We start from the raw sequence: 25,697 nt of genomic DNA on the forward strand, positions 1-25,697 counted from the left end.
AGCCGGATATAGGGGTGCTCGGCCGCTCAATCTGCCCACAGCAGATAGCTGAGGGATCACGTCCTCACCAGTGAAGATTCACGGCATCGTAATGCGTGCCCCTAGAGTGCGATTCTCGGCGGCGAATGACGACTGGCGCCAGGATGGCGAAAGCAACTATAAGCAGCGCTACTCCGAGCATCGCTGTTCGCAGACCGAACTCCCCCGCGAGCATGCCAACATAGACCGGCCCCAGCACGAAGCCAAGGTAGGCAGTTGTGGCGACCGCCGACGTCGCTCGTCCTCGCCTGTGTACGGGCACGCCGCGCGTACCTTCACTGAGGAGCGTCGGGAAAAGAACCGAGGTCCCGACCGCCGCCAGAGCGAGCCCACCAAGCGCGAGGCCCAAGTTTGGGGCGACACTGAGGCCCAGCGTTCCGATTGTCGCCAGTGCAGCGCCCCCGACCAGCAGCACCCCGGCCGGAATCCGTTTGAAGGAACCAACTGCGAATCGGGTGAGGGCAGCGAACGCCGCGAACGTGGCGGGCGCAAGAGCTGTAATTCCGGGTTCGGCAGCCAGTTCGTCGGCGAGGAAAACGGCGCTCCAGCTTTGATGCGCATTTTCTGCCGCAAAGCCTAGCGCCGCTACGATCCCGATGATGACAAAAGGGATGCTTACTCGCCAGGACGCGGCCGCCGGGCGTGAGTCTGGCGGCGAGGAGGCGTGCCGCCCTTCACCAAGAGCTCCGGCGACAGTGCCTGCAACAGCAATGAGAATGCCCGATATCCCGAAGATTACGACAATATCGGCGCCCGCCGCGCGCAACGAACCCACGCCGAGGCTACCGATCACTACGAACGAGGAGAACACCGCGTGGGAGATGGTGATGATTCGCCGGCCTGTTCGCTCCTCCGCAAGACCTGCGAGCGCATTCGCGCCTACATCCGCAGCCCCGGACGTTGCACCAACCAGTGCCATACCAATGGCCAGAGTGGCCAGGTCGTTCGCAAATTGGGCAGTAATTACACCCGAAGCTGCGAGTGCCGTCAGTAGCGCCCCGGTGATCCGAGCCCCGAATCGGTCAATGGCCCTGCCCGTGAACAACATTGCGGGCAGTGCTCCGATCCCCACGAACAGAAGAGCGGTACCGAGCTCTGCATCATCGATCGCCGCCGAAGTACGCAGAGCCGGCAAGCCAGCACCCCAGGTTCCCCAGAACAGCCCGAAGGCAGCGAAGGCACTGTACGAGGCGATGACAATACGCATTTGTGTAACGATACACATGTAGGCTGAGTGCGTGAAACCCCAACGAGTGACTATGCGCCAGGTTGCAGTGGAGGCCGGCGTCGCGGTCATGACCGTCAGCTACACCTACACACAGCCCGATCGCGTTGCGGACGCGACGAGGACCAAAGTGCTGGAGGCCGCAGAGCGCCTCGGTTATCGCGGGCCTGACCCGGTGGCGCGGTCGCTGCGCAGCGGGTCGACCGGCAACCTGGGCGTTGTGCTCGGCGAACATCTCACGTATGCGTTTGAGGACCCGCAGGCTGCCCGGTTCCTGGCCGGAGTTTCCCGGGTATGCGTTGAGAATCGCCTCGGGCTGGTGCTGATTCCCAGCAATGGCGAGGCCGACGACGTCGAGCGGGTGCGTGAGTCCGCCGTCGACGGCTTTGTTCTGTGGACGACCGCGGACGATGATCCTGTTCTCGACGCTGTTGCCTCCACGAGGCGGCCGGCGGCAATCCAGGGCGGACCCGGCGCAGCCGGAATCAACGTCGTGACAGCCGACGATCAGGCCGCTGCCCGGTCAATCGCGGGCTACATGTTGCAGGGTGCGCGGGCTCCACTTGTCCTTTCCCTTCCCCTTGACCGGGAACGGTGGAGCGGGTTGCTGTGGGGTCCCCTCCGAGATGTAGGTTTTCCGGTGACCAAAGCGAGACTGACCGGGTTCCGGCACGCGTTCGAACAACAAGGTCTCCCCTGGTCGAAAATGCCCGTTGCCGTTGTCGGCAGAAACGACAGAAGCGAGGGTAGCCGTGTTGTGGCGGAGGTGCTCGATCAGGTGCAGCCCGACGTCGTCGTCGCCATGAGTGACCAACTCGCCGCGGGTGCTCTCGATACGCTCGGACTTTCAACACGTGTGAGCGGGTGGGATGACAGCGACCTCGCTGCCGCTCTCAACTTCCCGAGCGTGCGGCAGTCGCTCTTCGATCAGGGCGTCGCCTGCGCTGAAATCGCCGCTGGATTGAAGCCCTCAGCGGGCGCGGCAGCATGGGACCTCGCGCTCCGCTGACAACGCAACTTCAGCGCCGCCGAGGCGTAGGTGGATGCAGCTTACTCTTCCGTGTTACCGCCGGAACGTGACGTCGGCTGACTCGTGAAGAAGTCCCTCGCTGCTTCCCACACGTGCTCGGCAGCCGCCTCCGGCGGCGCACTCGATGAGTCGATGACGACATCGTCCAGCCCGCTCTCGACGAGGATCCGTTCCAGTTCGATGGTTCGGTGAAGGTGCCATGCCCGTCCGCTGGGATCGTGCTGGTGCAGGGCACTGATCCTGCCCTTCCGGAGGGCTTGCTCGGCCGTGATGCGTACGATCAGCATTGGAAGTATCTGTACGACAGCATGACTCCACAATGTCATCTCCAGAAGCTAGGACCGGGTCTGGCTCGCCTCCTCTTCTTCAGCGACCACACCATCCCGATAGCCGTCAACAGCACGCCACAGCTAGTCTCGAAACATGCCAACGACGCAAACGGATCCTCGACCGCCCTCAATAGCGTCGGGGCTGCTTTTCGGTTTGGGTTTCGGGGGCTTTGTCGATGGAATCGTCCTGCACCAGATTTTTCAGTGGCACCACATGGTCAGCCACGTTGCCGACTACCCGGTCACTACTGTGGCCGGCCTCGAGGTCAACACCCTGGCCGACGGTTTTTTTCACCTCGGGGCCTGGCTTCTGGTTGTTGCAGCATCGATCACCACCATCGTCGCGTGGCGGCAGGAGCGGCTGGCGCCTAACTGGCGATTCCACTTCGGGTTAGTGCTGGCCGGCTGGGGGATCTTCAACCTCGTTGAGGGCATTGTCAATCACCACATCCTCAGCATCCATCACGTACGCGATGATCTCGGCGGACCGCTTGCCTGGGATATCGGCTTCCTCGCGCTCGGGGGGATTTTTGTCTTCGTAGGATTTTTGATCCACAGAAGCGGGCATCATGCCCTCGAGCAGCATCCCATCAACGCGAACAGCCCCTCACCGAGCGATTCCTGACTATTTCTGGCGCAGGGCACGCAAGTACCGCCAGCGGACAATTCGCTGTGCAACGAGGAGGACCGGAAACAGCGAACGCCATGGCTGTTGCTGCGCTGGTCGGGTTAGCGACCGTACGGTCAGCCGCACTTCGTCACCGTGGCGGTGGACGATGAACGCTTCCTCGCCGTTGACGGGGTGCCCCGGCAGGGTGCGGTAGGAGAAACCGCTTCGCGCCGGCTCACCAACGACGTCCACAACTTCAACGGGCTCGACGACGGTGAACCCGAGCACTCGTGCTCTGACCTTCAGGCGCTGGCCTTCTTTGACGGCGCCAACTGGATCCACCAGGAACCCACTCCGGGTTTTCACTTCCCACCGGAGCACGGCGTTCGACGCGCGGGCCCAATCGTCGTCGCCACGGCCGATGACCGCCGTCGTTTCTGACCTACGGAAACCGGGCCCGCGATGTGGCCAAATGGGGAGGCTTGGGTGCGTCATTGAGAATCGACTCCTGCTCATCCTTCTGGTGGTTCCCAACCCTCGCCCCCGCAGGTTTCGAGGAGGTTCTCGCTTGCAGACTTGATCTCCTCAAGATCGTCGGACTCCAAAACGTTCAAAAACGCACGGGCACTGTCTTCGATCGGCCCCTCGGCATCGGGCTTGAGTGACTTGTCGATGTTCCTCTGGAGCTTGGTGGTGTCATCCGGCATGCCCGCGTAAGTCCACGAGGCGTTCAAGTTGCAGAGGTCACCTTGTGCGTTGGTGAGCGTCGCCGGACTACAGGCAGCGACTGCAATCGAGACCCCTGCAACGGCTCCAGCTACACGAACCCGAGCCAGACGCGAGCTCTTCACGACTCGTCCGGCCTGAGCGCGATCCGGCACTGGGTCCCCGTGGTTAATCCGTCGGTTTTGAAATGGAGGTAGATCTCATGTGCTTCCCTGACCGGTTCGGGCTGGTAGGTCCAAATGGCGTCCCACTCCGTACCACCGCCCGCAGTCTGACCCCCGACCCACGTGTATTCAGAGCCCACATCATCCGTGACCTCGGCCTTAATCCGCTCAAAAAGAGGTACAGCGGGCATCCGGGGAGGATGGCCCGCAGATTCGTCTCCGTCACGCTGGCGAAGCTCATACCAGGAGTTCATGCCCAGTTCCCATTCGATGTCGCGCCTCGCGGTTTCTTCACCCCGAGCAGCGCTCAGCGAGATCTTGATACCACCCAGTCGATGTCCGGATGCTTGGGAGCCTGAGATGACAGGAGTGAACTCGATACCGGCGAAGCGCACAGATATCCCTTCGAGTGAAGCGATCACGAGATTTGCCGGCGCTGAGACAAGGAATGCCATGCCGCAACGCTAGCGATGCTTCACAGGTTCGTCGACCCAGCGGCTAAGCCATGTTTCGTCATTTAGCCGTGCACGGAAGCACGGCCTCCTACACTGGGCGCAGGTCATGAGCGCCAGCGAAAAGCCCCGGCTCGCTGGCCGGCAACCCTCCACCGCGGCGGGGTGCCCCGGGTGAAGACCTGGCTGTCCGGCAAAACGCCGGACCGCAAGCGCGGCCCGTGGTGCTTACCAGCATGCCGGGCCCCTAGCTGAGGAGCATGACATGTCCAACGGTTGGTCCTTCGAAACACGCCAGATCCACGCAGGCCAGGAGCCCGACGCCGCCACCGGCGCCCGAGCCCTTCCCATCTACCAGACCACATCCTTCGTCTTCCCGAGCGCCGAAAGCGCGGCGAACCGGTTCGCCCTGGCGGAGCTGGCGCCGATCTACACGCGCATCGGCAATCCCACCCAGGACGCCGTCGAGCAGCGGATCGCAAGCCTGGAAGGCGGTTTGGCAGCCCTCCTGCTCAGCTCCGGGCAAGCCGCCGAAACGTTCGCCATCCTGAACATTGCGGAAGCCGGCGACCACGTGGTCGCCAGCCCCAGCCTGTACGGCGGCACCTACAACCTCCTCGCTCACACGCTGAAGAAGTTCGGAATCACCGTCACGTTCGTTGAGGATCCTGACAATCTGGACCAGTGGCGCGATGCCGTGCAGCCAAACACCAAGCTCTTCTTCGCCGAAGTCGTGTCGAACCCCCGCCAGGATGTCCTCGACATCGAGGGCGTCTCACAGACAGCTCACGACGCCGGCGTGCCGCTCATCGTGGACAACACCCTCTCCACGCCGTACCTGATCCGCCCGCTCGAGTGGGGTGCCGACGTCGTCGTTCATTCGGCCACCAAATACCTCGGCGGGCATGGCACGGCGATCGCGGGAGTCATCGTGGACTCAGGCAAGTTTGACTTCACGAAGGACCCGGAGCGCTACCCCGGCTTCAATACGCCGGACCCCACTTACAACGGACTCGTCTACGGCCGAGACCTGGGTGAGGGCGGCGCACTTGGCGCCAACCTGTCCTACATCCTCAAGGCACGCGTCCAGCTGCTGCGCGACCTTGGCTCGGCGGTCTCCCCCTTCAACGCCTTCCTGATCGCCCAGGGTCTGGAAACGCTGAGTTTGCGCGTGGAACGCCACGTGGCCAACGCGTTGGAAGTGGCGCAATGGCTCGAGGCAAGGGACGACGTCGAATCCGTCGCCTACGCGGGCCTGCCGTCGAGCCCGTGGTACGAACGCGGCCGCAAGTACGGACCCAAGGGAACTGGCGCGATTGTCGCCTTCACCCTTGCCGGTGGCGCCGAGGCCGGCAAGCAGTTTGTCGATGCCCTTGAGCTCCACTCGCATGTGGCCAACATTGGCGACGTGCGCTCCCTGGTCATCCACCCGGCGTCGACCACTCACAGCCAGCTCTCGCCGGAGCAGCAGGCCATCGCGGGTGTGGCTCCCGGGCTGGTCCGCCTCTCGGTGGGGCTCGAGCACATCGACGACATCCTGGCCGACCTGGAGAACGGCTTCCGCGCCGCGAAGGCGGCATAAGCCTCAACATAGAAGTGGCCTCCGCGATGAACGTCGCGGGGGCCACCTCCGTTTCAGAACCCGTTCACCCCGTTTGAGACGGGCTGAGACCCGCCCCTAGCCGCGTCTCCTTTTCGGTGCTGTTATTGAGGAACGCTTTAGTGACGGGTGGTGTGTCGATGTCCGCAATGATTGTTCCGAGGGGTGCCGCACGCGGCGGCGCGCTCGTAGTTGGGGCCTACGCGGCTGCACTGGCCTGGGTTGGAGGGGCGTGGTTGTTGGTAACCGAACCGTTCCTCGCCTACTCGGCTGGCTGGTTCTTCGCCCCGGCGGGGTTGCTCACGCTGATCGTGACCGCGGTGTGGTTGGCGGGCCGCGAACGTCCGGTCCGTCCCGAGCCACGTCACGCCCACGTACGACGTCGGCACTTGGCTGACACCGCCGTCGTACCTGCTGCTCCACAACCGCGTTCCGCACTCTCGCGTTCGCTGCTGCCCGTTGCCATCTACATGGCAGCACTCATGTGGGGCGGGATGCTCCTCCTGGCGTGGACCGGTGCCGCGTGGATGCTCGCTTCCGTGTTTCTGATCCTTCCGCTGCTTGCGACGGTGCTCGCAATTTTCGCGTGGGTATACCGTGGCCGGTCAGCGTGACTGAAGCTCCAAAGCGGTGGACCGAGGCGACCGTCTATCCGGACATGTGGGTCAACCCCGATGACGATGCACGCAATACCGACGGCGTCAGTGCCGACGGTGAGCTGGCGACCCTGCAGGACTACCTATCGGATTACCGGCTGACACTGCTGATGAAGTGCGAGGGTCTGGACGCCGCGCAACTGGCACGCAGATCGGTGCCGCCGTCGACAATGTCGCTCCTGGGTCTTCTCAGGCACCTGGCCGAAGTGGAACGCGACTGGCGCACCTGGGTCACCGTCGATGAGCCGCTCTCGACCTTGTATGGCGGGCAGGATGCGGACTTCGACGGTGCTGTTGCAGACCAAGCTGTGGTGGACGCCGCGTATGCGGACCTCTCGCGGGAGCAGGCAGACACTGACGCGTTACTTGCCCGATACCCGGATCTTGGGGAGCGCGTCGGGGAGGAAAAAATCGCCGTCAGGGAGCTAATGATCCACCGGATTGATGAGTACGCCCGGCACTGCGGACACGCCGACCTGCTGCGCGAGTGCGTCGACGGCCGAGTGGGCCAGTAATCCGCGAACGTTCAGCCTCTGCACTAAAACCGCGGAACCGTTGGCTCACCGCTTACGACGCGGCATCAAAGCATCGCCGCCCCCTGCGCAGAGGCAACGGTTCCGCGGGTTAGGCGCTTAGGACTTTACTCGCCCCGGGAGATCGCAATCATCTCGTCCCGCGGAACCAGCTTCACGCGTTCGCGGACCAGCTCAGGCAAGCTGGCGTCGTCGTGCGCGTAATTTGCGCCGAGCTTCAGCTCGTGGGCGTCCAGCCGCAGCCAGCCCTCCCACGTGGTGTAGCGGACGCCGCGCTCCTCCAAGAGGTTGATGATGGCGTCTTCGGAGGGGTGCTCGGCCGGCGGAAGGTTCAGTCGGTCCTCCAAGAGAAAGCCGATGGTCTCGAGGGCGTCGCCCTTCGTGTGACCGATGAGCCCGACGGGCCCGCGCTTGATCCAGCCGGTGCAGTAGATTCCGGGCACGGGGTTGCCTGCCTCGTCAATGACCCGGCCGCCCTCGTTGGGAATCACGCCATAGCGGCTGTCGTAGCCGACCTCAGGCAACTCGGAACCGAAGTATCCGATCGCCCGGTACACGGCCTGCACCGGATAATCGACAAACTCACCGGTGCCCTCAACCGAACCGGCACCGTTCAACTGCGTACGCTCAAAACGCATGTTTGCAACCTTGCCCGGCGTCTCAGGTGAATCGGTGATCTCGACCGGACTGTGCAGGAAGTGCAGGTGCAAACGGCGTGACGCGGTGAACTCTGCCGGGTCCTCCGGCTGCTCAACCAGCCAGTTGGTGAGCGTCTTGACCATGGTCTTGGTCTGGTTGTTGGTGGCGATCTGCTGCTCGGAGGCTTCATCGAAGTCGAAGTCCTCCGGGTAGAGAACGATGTCGACGTCGCGCGAGTGGGACAGCTCGCGAAGTTCCAGCGGGGTGAACTTCACCTGCGCCGGGCCTCGCCGGCCGAACACGTGAACGTCCGTCACGGGCGAAGTCTTCAACGCCGCGTAGACGTTCGAGGGAATCTCAGTGACCAGGAGGTCATCCGCATGCTTCGAGAGCACGCGAGCGATGTCGAGAGCCACGTTGCCGTTCCCGATGACGGCAATTTCCTTCGCAGCCAGGGGCCAGCTGCGGCTGACGTCGGGGTGGCCGTCGTACCAGGACACGAAATCCGCTCCGCCGAAGGAACCTTCAAGCTCGACGCCCGGGATGTTGAGGTTGGCGTCCTTCACGGCGCCCGTGGCAAAGATGACGGCGTCGTAGAACGTGCGGAAGTCAGACAGCGTGAGGTCTCGGCCGTAGTTCACATTGCCGAGGAAGCGGATGTCGCCGCGGTCCAGTACCTTGTGGAGGGCATTCACGATGCCCTTGATCCGGGGGTGGTCCGGAGCCACGCCGTACCGGATCAGCCCGTACGGCGCCGGGTACTGGTCGAAGAGATCAATGGAGAGCTCGAAATCCCCGCCCTTGACCTCCTGCGACTTGGTCAGGATGTCTGCTGCATAAACTCCGGCCGGGCCTGCGCCGATGATGGCAACCCGCAGTGGACGGGCCGACGTCGTGCTGGACACTGAAGCGCCTTCTTCCTGCTGGACTCACGCACCTTAAGCGCACAATTTCCTATTCTAAATGCCGGGACTTGCGCAGTCTAAAAACAGGCTCTATCAGTGGCGGACCTCACGTACCTACGGCCGAACTGCCTTTCTCTGCCAGCCGTTTCAGTTCCTTCAATTGCTTTCGCATCATGAACAAGTCACCCCAGGCGAGGACATATCGGCGCAAATTTCCGAGCATCCCCAAAGGCCGCGGCACGACCATCTCCGCAACGAGCCGGGCGCCCGCCCCCGACTGCTCGACTTCGTAGTGCACTGTGATGCGCCCAAACAGTATTGTGGGCAAACCTTGGTTCATGACCACTGTCATGGACCTGCCCCGCACAACTCGCTTGGCCGTGAAGATGGTCATCACCTTGTCCCCCGGTGCAACACTCACCAGACTGCGGTCCAGGTTCTGGGGGCTGCGGCGACCGAAATTGTCCGCCCAGTCGTAACTGTATGGAGCCCGGCGCAGTTGAGTCACCCACGCGAACACTTCCTGCGGCGACGCATCGACATCTACGGCCCTCACCCAACGTTGCCCTGGGCACGCAGGCTCGAACTGCCGCGGAGCCAGGTCCACACCGCCGGAACCGGGGTACCACCACCATGGAACTTTCCTCGGCATGGCGCGGCGGTTCTCCTCTTCGCTGTGATTCACCCTTCGACTTTATCCACGAACTCTTGCAGTGACGGCACGAACAGGAATAAGAACACCGCTCGACGCCGTTGGCACCCATGTGAGCCGCACCCGCACCGATACCCCGCGCCAGCCCCGCAGCGAAAACTCGCTGGGCATCCTGTTCGGCATCGGCGCGTACGGTCTGTGGGGCCTGCTCCCCCTCTACTTCCTCATCCTGCTTCCAGCCACCGCCGTCGAAATCGTCGCTAACCGCGTCCTGTGGTCCCTGCTGTTCTGTGCGCTGCTGCTGACGGTCATGCGTTCATGGGGCACCGTCCGGAAAGCCTTCAGCAACCGCAAGGTCCTCGGCACCCTCACCATTGCCGCACTGCTGATCGCGGTGAACTGGTTCGTGTACACCTACGCGGTCACCAACGGGCAGGCCATTGAGGCCGCCCTGGGCTACTTCATTAACCCGATCGTGTCAGTTCTCCTTGGCGTATTCGTGCTGCGCGAGCACCTCCGCCCGCTGCAGTGGGCGGCCGTCGCGTTGGGGTTTGTCGCCGTCGTCGTGCTGGCCGTGGGCTACGGCAACGTGCCGTGGATCGCGCTGGCGCTCGCGTTCTCCTTCGGCTTCTACGGTTTCGTGAAGAAGCGGGTGGGACCGGACGTTGACGCCGTGTCGAGCCTGAGCATCGAGACGGCGGTGCTGACACCCATCGCCGCCGTCGTCATGGTGTGGCTGACGCTTTCCGGCGGTGCGACGCTGCTGACCGAAGGGGCCGGCCACTTCTGGATCATGGCCGCATCCGGCGTGATCACCGCTGTTCCGCTCATTTTCTTCGGCGCCGCGGCCCGGCGCCTGCCCCTGACCAGCATCGGCATGCTGCAATACCTGGCGCCGGTCCTGCAATTCATCCTCGCGCTGACGGTGTTCGGTGAGGAAATGCCGCTTGAGCGCTGGATCGGGTTCGGCCTGGTGTGGGCGGGACTCGCCCTGCTCACCGTCGACATGATCCGCGCAGTCCGCAAGAACGCACGGCCCCGCAAGGCTGAACTGGTGGAATCCGCAGCCGTCTGAACCCTTGCGCTCGCCGGATGGGTCGAGAAGGATGGGCCAGGACGACGGACCCATTCAAGGAGCTGGCATGGCCGAAATACTCATGTTCCACCACGCACACGGACTCACCTCCGGTGTCCTCGAATTCGCTGTAACCCTCCGGAACGCCGGCCACACGGTCCACACGCCGGACCTGTACGAGGGCCGCACCTTCGAATCCCTCGACGACGGCGTCGGCTATGCGCAGGAGGTTGGCTTCGGCACCATCATGGAGCGTGGGAAAGCCGCGGCCGAGTCCCTGCCAACGGCCCTCGTGTACGCCGGGTTTTCCGTCGGGGTGCTGCCGGCGCAGATGCTCGCCCAGACGCGTCCGGGTGCGGTGGGCGCGCTGCTGTTCCACTCCTGCGTGCCGACCTCCGAGTTCAGCGACGGCTGGCCCGCCAACGTGCCCGTCCAGATCCACAGCATGGACGCCGACCCCTACTTCGTGGACGAAGGTGACATCGACGCCGCGCAGGAGCTGATCGCCGCAGCCCCCGACGCTGAGCTGTTCCTCTACCCAGGCAACGCGCACCTTTTCGCCGACAACAGCCTCGAAGCTTACGACGACGGCGCCACCACCCTCCTGCGCGAACGGACGCTCGCCTTCCTGGCGCGGGTCGCCTGAGCGACCCGACGTCGTCGTAGGCTCAGCAGACATAGTGCGCGCGGTCACAAACCCTATAGAGTCATAACCGAACGATCGTTCGGACACTTAGGAGTGCAGCATGACAGGAACCGTGATCGTCGGCGTAGACGGGAGCGACACCGCGTTCAAAGCCGCGTCCCGCGCGGCAGAGATGGCGAAAGGGCTTGGCGCCGACCTCACAGTGGTCAGCGCCCACACCAAGGACAACACCGATATCGTCAAGATCGGCAGTGAAACCTGGATCCTTGACGACGCCGACCAGGCCCTTCAAGTCGCGTCGAAGGTCGCTGACCAGCTCCGCAGGGACCATGCCGGCCTGACCATCAGCCCGGTCGCTGTCCGTGGCAAGCCGCAGGACGTTCTGATCAGCGAGGCTAAACGCGCTGACGCAGGACTCCTGGTGGTCGGCAACGTCGGAATGAAAGGCCTTGGCAGACTGCTGGGAAGCGTTGCAAGCAGTATTGCCCACAACGCCCCCTGCGACGTGCTGATCGTGAGAACTGCCTAGCGGTGAATTGCCTGCTGCAGCGTCTGGCCGCGGAAGAACACCGGATTCACGCGGTACATCACGAGCATCAGCACGGCGCCGAGCAGAATCACGCCCATCCCCAGTACAAACACCAGGCCCACGCCGAACAGCGACGAGCCTGATCCGTACGCCGGATCCATGGAGTCCGACGCCGTCTTCACGAACATCACCAGCAGGATCACCCCGCCCAGCAGCGGTGCCAGGAACTTCAGCAGGATCGCGCGGGCTGAGGAGAACGCCACGGCCCGGAAGTACCAGACGCATGCCAGCGCGGTGATGCCGTAGTAGAAGCAGATCATCATGCCGAGCGCGGTGATGGTGTCGTACAGCGCGTTCTCGGAGAGCACGCGCGTCACCACGTAGAAGCCCGCGGCCGCGACAGCAGCGGCCATCGTGGCGTACGACGGCGAGAGGTACTTTGGGCTGACCCGCGAGTACGACGCCGGTAGCGCACGGTAGTGCCCCATGGCCAGCAGGGTTCTGGCCGGGGACACGAACGTGGACTGCAGTGACGCCGCCGAGCTACTCAGAACCGTCAGGGACATGAGGACAGCGAACGGACCCATCACGGGCCCTGCGAGGACGGCAAAGATGCTGCCCTGGTTGTCCTCGTTACCGACGCCGAGTTCGCCGTCGCCCACACCCGAAAAGGCGAGCGTGGCCAACGCCACCAGCAGGTATAGCACCACGATTACGAGCACGGTCACCGTGGCAGCCCGACCGGGAGTGCGCTCGGGATCCTTGGTTTCCTCGTTCATTGTCAGCGTGACGTCCCAGCCCCAGTACACGAAGATCGACAGCGAGACTCCGGCCGCAAATGCCGAGAAGGATTCCACCGCAAAGGGGTTGAACCATTCCGGGGTGATGGCCGTTGCGTCGAACGCTGTCCCGTTCGCAACGTGCACGAAAGCGGCGATCGAGAACCACACCAGCACCACCAGCTGGAACCCGACGAGCACGTACTGCACCGCTTTGGTGGTCTCCATCCCGCGGTAGGACACCCAGCACGCGAGCGCCACGAATACCAGCGTGGTCAGGATATTCAGCGGCAGGTTCAGCGTCAGGTCCGCGAGCGCAGGGTTCCCGGTCAGTTGCGCAAGCAGCAGGTAGAAGAAGTCCACAGCGACCGCCGCCAGGTTGGACAACACAATGATCGTTGCGGCGATGAGCCCCCAGCCGCCCATCCAGCCAATCCACGGACCGAACGCACGGGACGCCCACGTGAAGGAGGTGCCGGCGTCGGGCATGGCGTTGTTCAGTTCCCGGTACCCGAGGGCAACCAGCAGCATCGGGATGAAGCCGACCAGGAAGATCGCCGGCAGCTGCACGCCGACCTCCGCGACGGTGGGCCCGAGGGCCGCCGTCAGCGTGTACGCGGGGGCGATGCAGGACACCCCGATGACGACGGCGCCCAGCAGCCCCACGGTCCCGGGCTTGAGGCCCTTCAGGCTCAGCCCGCCGTCGGCTTCCTTCTTCAATACTGTGCTCATGACATGTGCCTAGCCTGCTGCAACTGGTTCGTTCGCGCTCTGGACAGAGTACGACGACGGGGCGTCACCTTCCGCGGCCAGGATCAGCTTCGCGGTCCTCTGCCCCATCCGGATAGCGCCGTCCACGTGCTGGTATCCCTTGTCGGCGAAGTCGCTGCAGGAGAAGTAGATGGGTCCGACCGGCTTGCTCTGGTCCGCGCCGTAGCGGGACAGGCCACCCAGGTCGAAGCTCGCGGCATAGGCTCCGCGGGTCCATTCCTCCGAGCCCCAGTCACTCTCGTAGTAGACCTCGGGGTTAAGCGCTTCAGGACCGTAGTAGGCGGCGAGTGATTCGAGGACGCGCTGCTTGCGCTCTTCGGGGCTGAGGCGGAATACGGCGTCGGCGTGCTCATCGGAGATGAAACCGACCAGTGTCCCGCGGGCGTCACCGTGGTTGGTGTTGTCGTAGGACTCGTGGACCAGCTGGTATGGGCTGAAGCAGGTTCCCGAGAGGCCGTGGTCGCGCCAGAACGGCTTGGAGTACACAGCGTGGACCTTGATGACCAGGCCGAGCGAAAGGTGCTGGTGCAGCTGGTGTTGACGGCGCGGCAGCGGCGGGTCGAAGCTGACGCGGGAGATCAGGTTCGGCGGGACAGCCATGATCACACGGCGGGCATGGACTGTGACGTTGTCGCTGATAACGGTGACATTTCCGCTTACGGTCCCGTCGTTGTCGCTCCAGCGCACCGTGCGTACCGGCGTGTTCAGGTGGACGTCGCCGCCGAGCTGCTCCGCGAGGCGCTGCGGCACCTGTTGGAGACCGCCGACCACGCGCTTGTCGAGGATGAAGTCCGCATCGACGAGGTGGGTAAAGCTGCCTGCACTCGCGGCCATGAGCACGGCCTGCAGCGCGGAGAACGAGTGCGCTGGCTTGGTCAGCATGGCGCCGGCGATGAACATGCCGATGTTGTCGCGGGCTTCCTGGTCATCGGTGCGTTGCGCGAGCCAGCTGGCGAAGGAAATCCGGTCGAGCTCCTGCGCTTTCGCGTGGGCCCAGGGCTCCTCCGGACCAATCTCTGCGGTGAGCGCATCCAGTTCCGCGATGAGCCGTTCCATCTCCGCCTCGGTTTCAGCGGAAACGGGGAACATTTCGCCGGTGAAGCTCTGCTTGGCGCCGTTCGCGTCGAGGTAGAGCGATTCGCCTTCGCGGTACCGGGAGTATGTTTCAAGGCCCAGGTCAGCGAGGGTCTCGATCAGCGCATCCTGGTCCGGCGAGACCCACTGGCCGCCGATCTCCAGCATCGCGCCGTCGATCTCGCGGGTCCATAGCCGTCCGCCAACGCGATCACGCGCCTCAAGCACGGCGACGCTGAGCCCGGCTTTCTTCAGCTCAGTTGCCGCAGTGAGCCCGGACGCACCAGCGCCGATGATGACGACGTCGCGCGTCAGTTCCTGCTGTTCCGTTGGGGTGTTCATCAGTTCTCCGTTGTTCCTTGTCGTGCCGTTGGGTGTTGCGTATCCCGTTGAGCGCGCACATCATCTGCGCACTCAGCGGTTGGGTCTTCGGTTGCTGGCCCGCCGGTTCCCCACGAGCTCGGCGGGGTGGTGAGCCAGGAGTGTTGGACGGGCCGTCGTCGTGCTTTCACTCCGCGACCTCCAGCGCCGGTGTGTCCTTGCGCAGTGTCTCGCCGCGGAAGAATGCGGGGTGCGTGCGGCGGACAAGGAGCATGACGACCACGCCGAGCGCAATGATCCCGACACCGATCACGAAGACGAGCCCAACGCCGAACACTTCCGAGCCGCTGCCGAAGGCCGGGTTCCAGCTGTCGACGGCGGTCTGCAGGAACACAACCACCAGGCCCAGCCCGCCGATCAGCGGTGCGAGGAACCGGAACACGAGGTTCCGTCCGGAGGAGAAGGCGCTCCGCCGGAAGTACCAGACACATGCCAGTGCGGTGAGGCCGTAGTAGAAGCAGATCATGAGGCCGAGGGCCATGATCGTGTCGTTCAGGACGTTGTCACTGATGATCCGCATGAGCGAATAGAAGCCGGCCGAGATGACACCTGCCACGACTGTCGCGAAGACGGGCGAGCGGTACTTCGGGTGCACGGTTGCGAACTTCTCCGGCAGCGCCTTGTAGTAGCCCATGGCCAGCAGGCTACGCGCGGGTGAGAGGAACGTCGACTGCAGCGACGCCGCGCAACTGGACAGCACGGCGAGTGAGAGCAGGATAGCGAACGGGCCCATGATCGGCGCGGCCAGGGCGGCAAAAACGTTCTCGGAAATGTCCGGGTTGTTCAGACCAACGCCCTCGGTCCCCACACCGGCGAACATCACCGTGGCGATGGCGCCCAGCAGGTAGATTCCGAGCACGACGACGGCGGTTACCGCCGCGGCCAGGCCCGCGGTCCGCTTGCCGTTGCGGGATTCCTCGCTCACGGTGAGGCAGACGTCCCAGCCCCAGAAGGCGAAGATGGAGAGGGAGAGGCCGACGGCGAAGGCTGAGAAACTCTCGATACCGAACGGGTTGAACCAGTCCCAGGAGAAGGCGATTGACTGGCTTTGGTCACCTGCGCCGATCCTGCTGAACGCGCCGATCACGAACCAGGCGAGCACAGCCACCTGCAGGCCCACCAGGCCGTACTGCACGGCTTTGGTGGTCTTCAGGCCGCGGCAGGAAACCCACACGGCTGCCCCGACGAACACCAGGCAGGTCAGGATGTTGAGCCAGCGGATACCGGCAAGGTCAGCGATCGCTTGCTGCCCGGTGAGCTGTGCGAGGAACAGGTAGAAGAAGTCCACCGCGACGCCCGCGAGGTTGGAGAGCACGATGATGTTCGCCGCCAGCAGTCCCCAGCCGCCGATCCAACCGATGTACGGCCCGAACGCCTTGGTCACCCAGGTGAAGGTGGTACCGCTGTCCGGGGTGTCTGCGTTGAGTTCGCGGTAGCCGAGCGCCACGAGGAACATCGGGATAAACCCGACGATGAAGATGGCAGGCAGGTGCACTCCGATGCTTTGCACCGTGGGACCGAGCGTGCTGGTCAGCACGTACGCCGGAGCGATCGTCGAGATACCGAGAACGACGACGGCGAGCAGCCCCAACTGCCCCGTCTTCAGTCCCTTGCTGGAGAACTTTTCGGCCGTCGCGCGGACTTCTGTTGTGCTCATGGAGTTTCCTTACTTCGTTGTAAGTGGCGCTGTGGTGGGGGTTGGGGTGCTCGCCGGACGGGCGGGCTGCTGCTGGGTGATGCAGTGGATGCCGCCCCCGCGGGCGAACAGTTCTCGGGCGTCTACGCCCTTTACGGTCCGTCCCGGGTAGGCGTCGGCGAGGATGCCGAGCGCCTTGTCATCCATGGGGTCGTTGAACGTGCAGGCGATGACGCCGTCGTTCACCACGAGGTGGTTGATGTAGCTGTAGTCCACCCAGCCGTCGTCGTCGGTCAGGGTTTCCGGGGCCGGGACTTCGATGATTCGCCAGGGTCGCCCGGCGGCATCGGTGGTGGTTGCGAGGTAGGCGATGATGTCCCGGGTGATCCCGAAGTCGGGGTGCTCGGGGTTCTGCTGGCTGTGGACCAGGAGGGTTCCGGGTTCGGGGATGGTCGCGACGATGTCCACGTGGCCACGGGTTCCGTACTGCTCGGAGTCGCGGGCGAGGCCGCGCGGCAGCCAGATGACCTTGGTTGCACCGAGCGTGCGGATCAGTTCGGCTTCGACGTCGCGTTTGGTCAGGCCGGGGTTGCGGTGTGGGTCGAGTTGGACGGTTTCGGTGACGAGGACCGTTCCCTGGCCGTCCACGTGGATGCCACCGCCCTCATTGACGAGCTTTGATGGGATCCTGTTTACTCCGGCGAGCTCCGCCACCCGGGCGCCGAGGAGTTCATCCTTGTCCCATTGGGCCCACTCCTGCTGGCCCCACCCGTTGAAGACCCAGTCGACGGCGGCAAGACCGCCGCCGTCGTCGTGCACGAAGGTGGGACCGATGTCCCGCATCCACGCGTCATTCAGGGGTGCTGTCTGTACCTCCACTACGGGGCGGAGGTAGGTTGCCGCGGTTTCCGTGTCAGCGGGATCGACAAGCATGGTGACGGGAGCGAAGTCGACGACGGCGTTCGCTACAGCTGCCCACGTGCTGCGGGCGGCGTGGGCGTCTTCAGCGGTCTCGCCGAGGGTGTAGCCGCCGGGAGGGAACGCCATCCACACCCGGTCCTGCGGGGAGGTCTCGGCGGGCATCCTCATGCCGAGACCAGCTTATCTACTGGTTCGGTGAGTGCTCCGTAGGTGTCCGGGCGGCGGGTGGCGAGGAACGGGAAGAGCTCGAGCCAGTCCTTGCGCTGGTCCAGGTCAAGGTCGGCGACGAGGACGGCCGATTCGTTTCGCGGTGCCTGAACCAGGATGCGGCCGTACGGGTCCGAGATGAAGGATGAGCCGTAGAAGGTCACGTTGCCCTCATTGCCCCAGCGGTTGGGGACCACCATGAACAGGCCGTTCGCGATCCCGTTGCCTACGATGACCTGCTGCCACAACGGCTGTGTGTCGAATTTGGGGAACGCCGGTTCGGAGCCGATGGCGGTCGGGTAGACGAGCAGGTCCGCTCCCCCGAGCGAATACAGGCGCGCCACCTCGGGGAACCACTCGTCCCAGCAGGTAGGCATGCCGAGGCGTGCGCCGTTCAACTCGGTCGGCTCGTGCACTTTGTAGGCGTCTTCGGCTGCCGGTCCCTGGCGGAAGTACTTGTCCTCCATGTAGCCCTCGGTGACGGGAATGTGGAGCTTGTGGGTACGGGCGAGCAGTTCGCCCTGCGGGGACACGAGGATCGCGGTATTAAGACCGAGGCCGTCGTCGTCGTCGGTGTCTGCCTTCTGGAAGAGCGAGGCGTGCACGCTCACACCGTGCTGCCGCGCAGCTTCGGCGGCGAAGGTGAAGGTGGGGCCGGTGAGAAGGTCCTCGGCGTCGTCGGCAGGCCTGCCCTCGGGAAGGGTGTCCGCCGGGTAGCGGGAGAGGGTGATCTCGGGGAGGAAGACGACCGTGGCGCCCTGGGCCGCAGCGCGGGCGATGCCTTCGTTGAGTTCGGCCTTGAGCGCATCGGCGTCGGGCTGCCAGCGGTGCTGGACGAGGCCAACGCGCAGCGGGGTGCGGGTGGGCGTGGTGGTACGGGCGTAAGACTCCGGCGTCTGGCTCCGTGTCACTTCGATCATGGGAAAGCTCCAGTATGAGATGGGGGTCACAAAACGAATGGTGTTCGTTTATTATGGAGCCTAGCGGGCTGCGATGCAAGAGGATGACATTCGGCCGAGCAGGATCCTGCAACTTTTGGGTCTCTTCAGGAGAATCGCTGGCAGTCTGCGGCGTAAGCACAGGGAACGGGCGCCGAGGCCGTTCTGGAACCTGCAGGATTGAGTTCGCCGGCGCGGTCGCGGCGGCACTTGCCCGCGCCAATCTGCTCAGGTTCGGTGACGGGGCAGCACCAGACCGCGGCGTGTCGCGGACAACACGCTGGCAGGCCAGTCAGTACCTGGGCAACTTGGCACATGGGTCATCACGGAGCGCCGGACGGGCACACAAACGACGACGGCGGCCGGCCGGAATCCCAGCCAGCCGCCGTCGTCGTACTCCTTCTGTACTGTCAGGTGCGGACTTCTTCTCTAACCGGTTTGAGGTGTTCTGGGAACTCATGGTTTGCCAGGGTCGGGTAGGTGCAGGTGAATTCGCCCTCGTAGCCGAACAGGAACCCAAGGATGGGGTTCCGTACCCGCATCTGAATGGCGAAGACTTCCCGTGCGTCGTCGTAGCCCTCGTAAAGGTCTGCGGTGCCGGTGAGGAACGCCGGAATTCTGAAACCCAGGACTCCCTCGTAGAAGTGCTGGGCGGTTGACCGTAGATGCAGTGAGCCGCCTGCCGTCACTTCGAGCAATAGATTCGTGGCCAGGTGCTGGTGAGTCCCCAAGTAGTCCACGATCAGTCCGGATTCGGGGTTGTAAATCATGGTTGCGTCGAATCGCCGCTGCTTTGATGCTGAAACTTTGAGGGTTCTTACAAAGGTCACTGTTGGGCGGCCGAAGCCGTCGACGTACGGGTAGTTCTCGATCATGAAAGGGATGTTGTTGCCCTGCTCGGGAAAGAGGATGTTCCGGAAAGCACCCAGGCGTAGGAAGGGACTCGTCCACCATGCTCGGCTCATGCGGGAGAAGGTTCCGCGCCCTACACACGCGTAACCGGCTTCGGCGTCGACCCTGAATCGCTCTTGCAGCATAGGGTGCAAGCGTCCGAAATCCTTCCCGAGCGCTAATTCGAAGATCGAACTCATAGCTCACTCCTTTTGCGCTGTGCGGCTCCCTGCACTGGTGGTTCCAAATCGGCGAGAGCCGCAGGCGCACGCGCGGCACCGACGTCGGGCGCCCGGCGCAGGCATCGCCCCGCTCGGGGAACCGTGTTGTGCGCTGGCACCAGCAATGCGGCCAGAGCCAGCCCAACTCCCACTACTACTTTCCCGGTGACAGGAGAGCGCCCTTTGATGGATTGGAGAGTGAGGATGCCTGCCGCGAGCAGACCGCTGGCTCGAACGGTTGCATCGATGATCCACCGAGTGTTGACTTTCCGGGGTTCCAGGCCTGATTCCGCCCAGATCCGCAATCGGTCGAAGCTCAACGCTGTCGCCCAGCCCAGCGCCGGACGGGTAAGTGGAGTGTCCAAGAACCGTCCGAGGGGACCCATCCCCGGCTGATAGTTGAACCCCGTAATGAAGCGCAGTCCGTGGTCGGTGGGGATGTACCGCCAGTATCCCGCCCCTTGCCCGATGGGCGAGAGCGCATCGGTGGTGTCGAATTTCAACACTGAAGTTGCTTGGCCGTCCGCGCGATGCCTGTGCCCCAGCGAAGTCCCGGTGCCGTGAATGACGTGGAAAGGAAGGGCGAATTCGTAGCGAAAACGCTCATGTCCCTTGGGGCTGCGGTCGACTGGAACTATCCGCGAGAACCGTAGGTCCCATTGTGGATGCAGACTGGGATCCTGGCTCAGCTGCCACACCCGTTCCATCGAAGATCGAATGGCAATCTCGACGTAGATCGGCTTTCCCATTTCACCTGCCGGAGCAGCTAATTTTTCCCCCACTCCAGCATCATAGGTTGCCACTCAGGAGAACCCGCGTCGAGGGGTCCCTCACCGTGCGATCGCGGTCGTTGGTTCGGTCCAATCTGCAATGATGAACGCATGCGCAAGAAAGCCAAGTCAAAGAAAAGGATTCGTTCGGTACTCACTGAATCCATGAAGGAGTTTCGGCCGATTGTCATCCGCCGCACAGTGGAGCGTCATGAGACCGAGCCAGGCGTTGTTGTTGGTTTGAGCGCCGACTGGGTGCTGATCGCGTCTATCCGGGATGGTGGGTACTTTGACGGTTACCGGGCATTCCGGGTGGCACAGCTTCGCCGCGTGAACTCAGAAACGGTGTTCGAAAAGTTCCTTCAACAGAACACGCAATGGCCTCCGACATCGCCGTTGGATGCTTCTGAGCTCGTAGATCCAAAGTCGATTCTTGAGGCTGCTGCCCGGACGCACCGTATCTCAGCGGTCTTCAGGGAGGTACTGCGGCCAGGCAGGTGCTTCATCGGTACGCCAGTCGCGTTGAAGAAGAAGTCCTTCCGGCTGATGACCATAGACACGGCAGCAAATTGGGAGGACGGGACGGTCAAGATCCCGTACAAGAATCTGACCCAAATCTCATTCGGCGGCGATTACGAGGCAGCGCTGCTGTCCGTGGCCGGGGCCGCACCCGTAGCACTCCCCAGCTGAAAAAGTGCGGTTCTTGATACGCAATGGTCCGCTGTGTGGCAGCCCGAGCACAGAACGACGACGACGGCCGGCCGGGAGTCCCGGCCAGCCGTCGTCGTCGTGCGTCTGTTGAGTGTTCAAATAACAACCGAAAGGCCGTGCCAGAAGGTGATTATGTGAACACTCAGCGGATGGAAAAGCGCCTACTTCACCGCGCGGATCGCAGCCTCCAGCACGTCAAGGCCGTCGTTCAGCAGGTCCTCGCCGATCACCAGCGGGGGCAGTAGCCTGACGATGTTGCCGTACGTACCACAGGTGAGGATGATGACGCCCTCCTGCAGGCACGCCGCCGCGATCGCCTTGGTTGCAGCAGGGTTGGGCTCCTTCGAGCCCGGCATGACGAACTCGACGGCGAGCATGGCGCCACGGCCACGCACCTCGCCGATAATGTCCGTCTCCGACTGAAGTGCGCGCAGGCGAGGAACCACAATCTCCTCTATCCGACGGGCACGGGCGGAGAGATCAAGATCCGTCATGGTCTCGATCGCCGCGATAGCCGCAGCACACGCAACCGGGTTCCCGCCGTAGGTTCCGCCAAGACCGCCGGGGTGGACGGCGTCGAGCAGGTCCGCCCGGCCGGTCACCGCCGAGAGCGGCATGCCGCCGGCAATCCCCTTCGCCATGGTGATGAGGTCCGGGACAACGCCCTCATGGTCGACAGCGAACCACTCGCCAGTTCGACAGAATCCGGACTGCACCTCGTCCGCGATGAAGACCACGCCGTTCTCGCGAGCCCACGCAGCGAGCGTAGGGAGGAAACCGTCGGCGGGGACAATGAAGCCACCCTCGCCCTGGATGGGTTCGATGATGATCGCGGCCAGCGACTCGACACCGATCTGCTTCTCCATCATCGAAATCGCCCGGCGAGCGGCCTCAGCCCCCGTGATCGAGGGGTTCTCCTCGCGGAACGGGTAGCTCATCGGCAGCCGGTACACCTCGGGAGCGAACGGTCCAAACGTGCCATCGGGCCCGGCCTTGTAGGGCAGGGACTTCGCGGTCAGCGCCATGGTGAGGTTGGTGCGGCCGTGGTACGCATGGTCAAATGCGGCAACAGCCGTCCGTCCGGTCGCCAGGCGAGCCACCTTGACGGCGTTCTCAACCGCTTCGGCGCCGGAGTTGAACAGCACGGTCCGCTTCTCGAAGTCGCCGGGGGTAAGCTCGGCCAGCTTCTCCGCGACGGCGATGTAGCCCTCATACGGAGTCACCATGAAGCAGGTGTGGGTGAAGTGCTCAACCTGCTCCTTCACCGCTCCGACGACGGCGGGATCCGAGGCCCCGACGCTCGTCACCGCGATGCCTGAGCCGAAGTCGATGAAGGAGTTGCCGTCGACGTCGTGCAGGATACCGCCGTCGGCGTCTGCCACGTAAACGGGCATACCGGAGGCGACGCCCTTGGCGACGACGGCGGCACGGCGCGTGTTCAGCGCGGTGGACTTGGGGCCGGGGAAGTCGCCGATGATCCTGCGCTTCTGCTCGAGCCGGAATTGTGGCTGGAGTGCCTGGGTGGTCATAGTGAGTCCTTTCTGGCGTGCGGACGCTCAGGCGTCCAGCGCGCTCATGACGTGCTTGATGCGGGTGTAGTCCTCCACGCCGTACATGGAGAGATCCTTGCCGTAGCCGGAGCTCTTGAAGCCACCGTGCGGCATTTCGGCAGTAAGGATGATGTGCGTGTTGATCCAGACAGCCCCGAAATCAAGGTCACGCGAGACGCGCATGGCCGTTCCGTGGTCGGTGGTCCACACGCTGGAGGCGAGGGCGTATTCGACGTCGTTCGCCAGTTCGACTGCTTCATCTTCAGTGGTGAACTTCTGCACCGTAATGACGGGACCGAAGGTTTCCTGCTGCACAATGTCATCGGTCTGCTTGGCACCGGTGACGATGGTCGCTTCGTAGAAGTAGCCTTTGTCCCCGGAGCGCTTGCCTCCGATCGCCACGGAGCAGTGCGAGGGCAGCGCATCCATGACCGCGTTCACGGCATTGAAGTGGTTGATGTTGTTCAGCGGGCCGAAGTAGTTCTTGGAGTCATCGGCGTCGCCGGTGGTGAGGGTCTTTGTGTGCTCGACCATTGCGGCCACGAGATCATCGTGGGCCTCCTCCTGCACCAGCACGCGGGTGATGGCGGTGCAGTCCTGGCCGGCGTTGAAGAAGGCGAACTCCGCGATGGCCGCGGCGGTCTTCTTGAGGTCGGCATCAGCGAAGACGACGGCGGGAGCCTTGCCTCCCAGCTCGAGGTGCGCGCGCTTCAGGCTCTTGGCGGCGCCGGTTGCGACGGCGATGCCGGCCCGTACCGATCCGGTGATGGAGACCATCGCCGGGGTCTTGTGCTCAACCATCGCGGCACCGGTCTGGCCGGTTCCGAGGACAACGTTGAGGACGCCGTCGGGCAGGATGCCCTGCGTCAGGCGGGCCAGGACCAGGGTGGACTCGGGCGTGGTGTCGCTCGGCTTAAGCACAATGGTGTTGCCGGCGGCGAGCGCCGGGCCGATCTTCCAGATCGCCATCAGGAACGGGTAGTTCCATGGAGCAACCTGCGCGACGACCCCAACCGGTTCGCGGCGGACGTAGGACGTGTGGCCTTCGAAGTACTCGCCTGCGGACTTGCCTTCAAGCAGGCGGGCGGCCCCTGCGAAGAAGCGCATCTGGTCTGCGCCGGTGCCGACTTCCTCGGAAGAGATCATAGCGCGCACCTGGCCGGTGTTGCGGTGCTGGGCTTCGACGAGTTCCTCGCTGTTGGCCTCAATGGCATCGGCAAGCTTCAGCAGCATCAGCTGGCGCTGGCCGGGCGTCACGCTCTTCCAGGACTTGAAGGCGTTCTTTGCCGCATCCATCGCGGCGTCAACATCGGCCTGCACGGAGACCGGCGACTTGGCGACAACCTCACCATTGGTGGGGTTCACGACGTCGAGCAGTTCGGTGCCGGTCGGCGTGACGAACTGGCCGTTGATGAAGTTCTGCAGGGTCGCAACCACGGCGTGGTTCCTTTCGGGAGAGTCTGATTTCACTGCCGACCCTACGTGGTGTGCACCACGTCGCCTAGGTCATGCCGCACAACGCATTGGCGAAACTGTCATGCATCCGCACAAGCTTGAGCGCCTATAGTTGACGTTATGGCGATCACACTGTCTGCACTGTTGGCCGCCCCGGCACTGAAGCTGCAACGGGTCGGTACCAGCGAGGTGTCCGACGTACCCGTGCAGTGGGTCGCCGTCACCGAACTGGAAGACCCCCAGCCCTTCCTCAGCGGCGGAGAAGTTGTCCTGACCACCGGCCTCCGCCAGAAATCAGCTACCTCCCAGCGCAATTTCGTGAAGCGGGTGCATGCTTCCGGCGCCCTTGCGATTGGCTTCGGTACAGGCCTGAGCCACGAGAAGGTACCCAGCGCCTTCCTCGACCAGGCAGACGAGCTTGGCCTGCCCGTCTTCCTCGTCCCGTACGAAACCCCGTTCATCGCGATCGGCAAGATTGTCGCCGATTCTCTGTCCGCCGAACATTACGCCCGCCTTGAGAACCTTCTGAAGGGCCACCAGGTTCTGGCCAATGCCTTGCTCGGCGGCGGCGGGCTCCCCCAGCTCCTTCGTGAGCTCGCCGCGATGCTGCGCACCGACGTCGTGCTCTCCCAGTACGGGACGCGGCTCTTCGCGACCACACCTGCGGCCACGCCCGAAGACCGCGAGTGGCACCGCGTACCCGTGGCCACCGGGCTGAAGGACCGCTGCACCCTGGCAATCGCCGAGCCGTACACCCGCGACGCCATCGTGGCCTACGCGCAGAGCCTGATCAGCGTTGAGCTCAGCAACCAGGCCACGCGGCGGGCGAGTGACCGCGCTGTCGTCGGGCAACTCCTGCAGGACGTGGTCCGCGGGACCATCGCGGGGACGGACGCCGCGGCCCGCCTCGGCAGCGCCGGGATCGACACGGGACGGCGGCAGTGCATCGTGCTCGCGGACGTCGCCACGGGCCAACGCCGCGCGCTGCGCACGCTTCCACTTCCGGGCCAGCACGACGACGTCGTCACGGCCGTCCTCGATGACCGCCTGGTGATCGCGGTGCAGGAAAGCGACGGAGAGACGCTCAGCCGGGAGATCAGCGCGTACCTCCACGGTGCCGGGTTCACGGCGAAAGTGGGCTTTGGAGGCGGCTATGCACAGCCGAGCGGGCTGCGGTGGAGCTACTTCGAGGCAAGGGAATCGCTGACCCGCGGGCAGTCCGTGAACCGCCCCGACCGCCTGAGCCTGACCTCGCTGCTCATGGCGAGTGAGGACGTGCCGCTGGCAGACCTTGCCGCTGAGGCACTGGACCCTGTTGCGGCTTTCGACGAGCGCCACAGCGCTGAGCTCATGCTCACCCTCGAGAAGTATCTGGCACTGAACGGCTCAGTGGCGGCGGTAGCCGATGTGCTTCAGCTGCACCGGAACACAGTGCGGTACCGGCTGCAGCAAATCGTGGACCTCACGGGCTATGACCCCTCAACCACCGCGGACCGGGTGCACCTGTACCTGGCGCTGAACGTGCGCGGCCTCCGCTGAAGTTTTTGTCGCCTACCTGCTGCATAAACGGCGATCAGACAGC

Annotated in this window: 26 protein-coding genes and 1 riboswitch; of the genes, 10 read left to right on the plus strand and 16 right to left on the minus strand. The window is 63.8% G+C overall.

Annotation, left to right across the window (positions count from 1 at the left end):
* Positions 1 to 64: 64 nt before the first annotated feature.
* Entirely contained in the window at positions 65 to 1,246 is a 1,182-nt protein-coding gene (locus tag ACWA1U_RS16580; RefSeq protein ID WP_463723239.1) for an MFS transporter, read from the minus strand.
* Positions 1,247 to 1,277: 31 nt separating this feature from the next.
* Between ACWA1U_RS16580 and ACWA1U_RS16585 the strand changes: the two genes are divergently transcribed.
* Complete coding sequence (locus tag ACWA1U_RS16585; protein WP_463723240.1) at positions 1,278 to 2,273, plus strand: LacI family DNA-binding transcriptional regulator; 996 nt, start codon at positions 1,278 to 1,280, stop codon at positions 2,271 to 2,273.
* A gap of 41 nt (positions 2,274 to 2,314) precedes the next feature.
* On the opposite strand, the gene ACWA1U_RS16590 is transcribed toward ACWA1U_RS16585, so the two are convergent.
* Positions 2,315 to 2,581, minus strand: coding sequence for a hypothetical protein (locus tag ACWA1U_RS16590; protein WP_463723241.1), 267 nt, complete (start codon positions 2,579 to 2,581; stop codon positions 2,315 to 2,317).
* Positions 2,582 to 2,717: 136 nt separating this feature from the next.
* On the opposite strand from ACWA1U_RS16590, the gene ACWA1U_RS16595 reads away from it, so the two are divergent.
* Positions 2,718 to 3,248, plus strand: coding sequence for a DUF2243 domain-containing protein (locus tag ACWA1U_RS16595; RefSeq protein ID WP_463723242.1), 531 nt, complete (start codon positions 2,718 to 2,720; stop codon positions 3,246 to 3,248).
* Here the strand turns inward: ACWA1U_RS16595 and ACWA1U_RS16600 are convergent, their stop codons facing one another.
* The 3 genes from ACWA1U_RS16600 to ACWA1U_RS16610 form a co-directional block, all read right to left on the minus strand.
* Positions 3,249 to 3,728, minus strand: coding sequence for a DUF1990 family protein (locus ACWA1U_RS16600; protein ID WP_463723243.1), 480 nt, complete (start codon positions 3,726 to 3,728; stop codon positions 3,249 to 3,251).
* A 17-nt stretch (positions 3,729 to 3,745) separates the two neighbouring features.
* Positions 3,746 to 3,967 carry a hypothetical protein gene (locus tag ACWA1U_RS16605; protein ID WP_463723244.1) on the minus strand — a complete coding sequence of 74 codons (222 nt, stop codon included), beginning with the start codon at positions 3,965 to 3,967 and terminating at the stop codon, positions 3,746 to 3,748.
* Positions 3,968 to 4,080: 113 nt separating this feature from the next.
* Entirely contained in the window at positions 4,081 to 4,578 is a 498-nt protein-coding gene (locus ACWA1U_RS16610; RefSeq protein ID WP_463723245.1) for a hypothetical protein, read from the minus strand.
* Between the two features lie 102 nt (positions 4,579 to 4,680).
* Positions 4,681 to 4,796: riboswitch (SAM riboswitch) on the plus strand.
* A gap of 44 nt (positions 4,797 to 4,840) precedes the next feature.
* Between ACWA1U_RS16610 and ACWA1U_RS16615 the strand changes: the two genes are divergently transcribed.
* The 3 genes from ACWA1U_RS16615 to ACWA1U_RS16625 all read left to right on the plus strand — a co-directional run bounded on the left by ACWA1U_RS16615 (position 4,841) and on the right by ACWA1U_RS16625 (position 7,346).
* Positions 4,841 to 6,157 carry a bifunctional o-acetylhomoserine/o-acetylserine sulfhydrylase gene (locus tag ACWA1U_RS16615; protein WP_463723246.1) on the plus strand — a complete coding sequence of 439 codons (1,317 nt, stop codon included), beginning with the start codon at positions 4,841 to 4,843 and terminating at the stop codon, positions 6,155 to 6,157.
* Positions 6,158 to 6,315: 158 nt separating this feature from the next.
* Positions 6,316 to 6,789 carry a hypothetical protein gene (locus tag ACWA1U_RS16620; protein WP_463723247.1) on the plus strand — a complete coding sequence of 158 codons (474 nt, stop codon included), beginning with the start codon at positions 6,316 to 6,318 and terminating at the stop codon, positions 6,787 to 6,789.
* Positions 6,786 to 7,346: a DinB family protein gene (locus ACWA1U_RS16625; protein WP_463723248.1), complete on the plus strand. Its 561-nt coding sequence runs from the start codon at positions 6,786 to 6,788 to the stop codon at positions 7,344 to 7,346. The genes ACWA1U_RS16620 and ACWA1U_RS16625 overlap by 4 nt, the downstream gene beginning before the upstream one ends.
* Before the next feature lie 125 nt (positions 7,347 to 7,471).
* Here the strand turns inward: ACWA1U_RS16625 and ACWA1U_RS16630 are convergent, their stop codons facing one another.
* Together ACWA1U_RS16630 and ACWA1U_RS16635 are read right to left on the minus strand one after the other, a co-directional pair.
* Complete coding sequence (locus ACWA1U_RS16630; protein WP_463723249.1) at positions 7,472 to 8,908, minus strand: FAD-dependent oxidoreductase; 1,437 nt, start codon at positions 8,906 to 8,908, stop codon at positions 7,472 to 7,474.
* A 106-nt stretch (positions 8,909 to 9,014) separates the two neighbouring features.
* The gene (locus ACWA1U_RS16635; RefSeq protein ID WP_463723250.1) at positions 9,015 to 9,593 is read right to left on the minus strand and encodes an SRPBCC family protein; all 579 of its coding nucleotides are present in this window, start codon (positions 9,591 to 9,593) and stop codon (positions 9,015 to 9,017) included.
* 79 nt (positions 9,594 to 9,672) lie between these two features.
* Here ACWA1U_RS16635 and rarD point away from each other — a divergent pair, with 79 nt between their 5' ends.
* The 3 genes from rarD (at position 9,673) to ACWA1U_RS16650 (ending at position 11,810) form a co-directional block, all read left to right on the plus strand.
* The gene (gene rarD, locus ACWA1U_RS16640; RefSeq protein WP_463725074.1) at positions 9,673 to 10,635 is read left to right on the plus strand and encodes an EamA family transporter RarD; all 963 of its coding nucleotides are present in this window, start codon (positions 9,673 to 9,675) and stop codon (positions 10,633 to 10,635) included.
* 67 nt (positions 10,636 to 10,702) lie between these two features.
* Positions 10,703 to 11,281, plus strand: coding sequence for a dienelactone hydrolase family protein (locus ACWA1U_RS16645; RefSeq protein WP_463723251.1), 579 nt, complete (start codon positions 10,703 to 10,705; stop codon positions 11,279 to 11,281).
* Positions 11,282 to 11,381: 100 nt separating this feature from the next.
* Positions 11,382 to 11,810, plus strand: a complete 429-nt coding sequence (locus ACWA1U_RS16650; RefSeq protein ID WP_463723252.1) for a universal stress protein — start codon at positions 11,382 to 11,384, stop codon at positions 11,808 to 11,810.
* Here ACWA1U_RS16650 and ACWA1U_RS16655 read toward each other — a convergent pair.
* From ACWA1U_RS16655 to ACWA1U_RS16685, 7 genes are all read right to left on the minus strand, one after another.
* Entirely contained in the window at positions 11,807 to 13,321 is a 1,515-nt protein-coding gene (locus tag ACWA1U_RS16655) for an APC family permease (protein WP_463723253.1), read from the minus strand. The genes ACWA1U_RS16650 and ACWA1U_RS16655 overlap by 4 nt on opposite strands.
* Positions 13,322 to 13,330: 9 nt before the next feature.
* Complete coding sequence (locus tag ACWA1U_RS16660; protein ID WP_463723254.1) at positions 13,331 to 14,776, minus strand: flavin monoamine oxidase family protein; 1,446 nt, start codon at positions 14,774 to 14,776, stop codon at positions 13,331 to 13,333.
* Positions 14,777 to 14,942: 166 nt separating this feature from the next.
* Positions 14,943 to 16,472, minus strand: coding sequence for an APC family permease (locus ACWA1U_RS16665; protein WP_463723255.1), 1,530 nt, complete (start codon positions 16,470 to 16,472; stop codon positions 14,943 to 14,945).
* 9 nt (positions 16,473 to 16,481) lie between these two features.
* A complete protein-coding gene (locus tag ACWA1U_RS16670; protein WP_463725075.1) occupies positions 16,482 to 17,534 on the minus strand; it encodes an agmatine deiminase family protein in 1,053 nt (350 codons plus the stop codon).
* Positions 17,535 to 17,536: 2 nt separating this feature from the next.
* Positions 17,537 to 18,499: a nitrilase-related carbon-nitrogen hydrolase gene (locus tag ACWA1U_RS16675; RefSeq protein ID WP_463723256.1), complete on the minus strand. Its 963-nt coding sequence runs from the start codon at positions 18,497 to 18,499 to the stop codon at positions 17,537 to 17,539.
* 428 nt (positions 18,500 to 18,927) lie between these two features.
* Positions 18,928 to 19,608: a DUF4166 domain-containing protein gene (locus ACWA1U_RS16680; RefSeq protein ID WP_463723257.1), complete on the minus strand. Its 681-nt coding sequence runs from the start codon at positions 19,606 to 19,608 to the stop codon at positions 18,928 to 18,930.
* The gene (locus tag ACWA1U_RS16685; RefSeq protein ID WP_463723258.1) at positions 19,605 to 20,378 is read right to left on the minus strand and encodes a hypothetical protein; all 774 of its coding nucleotides are present in this window, start codon (positions 20,376 to 20,378) and stop codon (positions 19,605 to 19,607) included. The genes ACWA1U_RS16680 and ACWA1U_RS16685 overlap by 4 nt, the downstream gene beginning before the upstream one ends.
* A gap of 186 nt (positions 20,379 to 20,564) precedes the next feature.
* On the opposite strand from ACWA1U_RS16685, the gene ACWA1U_RS16690 reads away from it, so the two are divergent.
* Entirely contained in the window at positions 20,565 to 21,089 is a 525-nt protein-coding gene (locus ACWA1U_RS16690) for a hypothetical protein (protein WP_463723259.1), read from the plus strand.
* Between the two features lie 182 nt (positions 21,090 to 21,271).
* Here the strand turns inward: ACWA1U_RS16690 and gabT are convergent, their stop codons facing one another.
* Entirely contained in the window at positions 21,272 to 22,639 is a 1,368-nt protein-coding gene (gene gabT, locus ACWA1U_RS16695; protein WP_463723260.1) for a 4-aminobutyrate--2-oxoglutarate transaminase, read from the minus strand.
* 27 nt (positions 22,640 to 22,666) lie between these two features.
* The gene (locus tag ACWA1U_RS16700) at positions 22,667 to 24,097 is read right to left on the minus strand and encodes an aminobutyraldehyde dehydrogenase (protein WP_463723261.1); all 1,431 of its coding nucleotides are present in this window, start codon (positions 24,095 to 24,097) and stop codon (positions 22,667 to 22,669) included.
* 138 nt (positions 24,098 to 24,235) lie between these two features.
* Between ACWA1U_RS16700 and ACWA1U_RS16705 the strand changes: the two genes are divergently transcribed.
* A complete protein-coding gene (locus tag ACWA1U_RS16705; protein WP_463723262.1) occupies positions 24,236 to 25,654 on the plus strand; it encodes a PucR family transcriptional regulator in 1,419 nt (472 codons plus the stop codon).
* Positions 25,655 to 25,697 lie beyond the last annotated feature (43 nt).

The organism is Arthrobacter sp. TRD_SC_6, assembly GCF_055361185.1.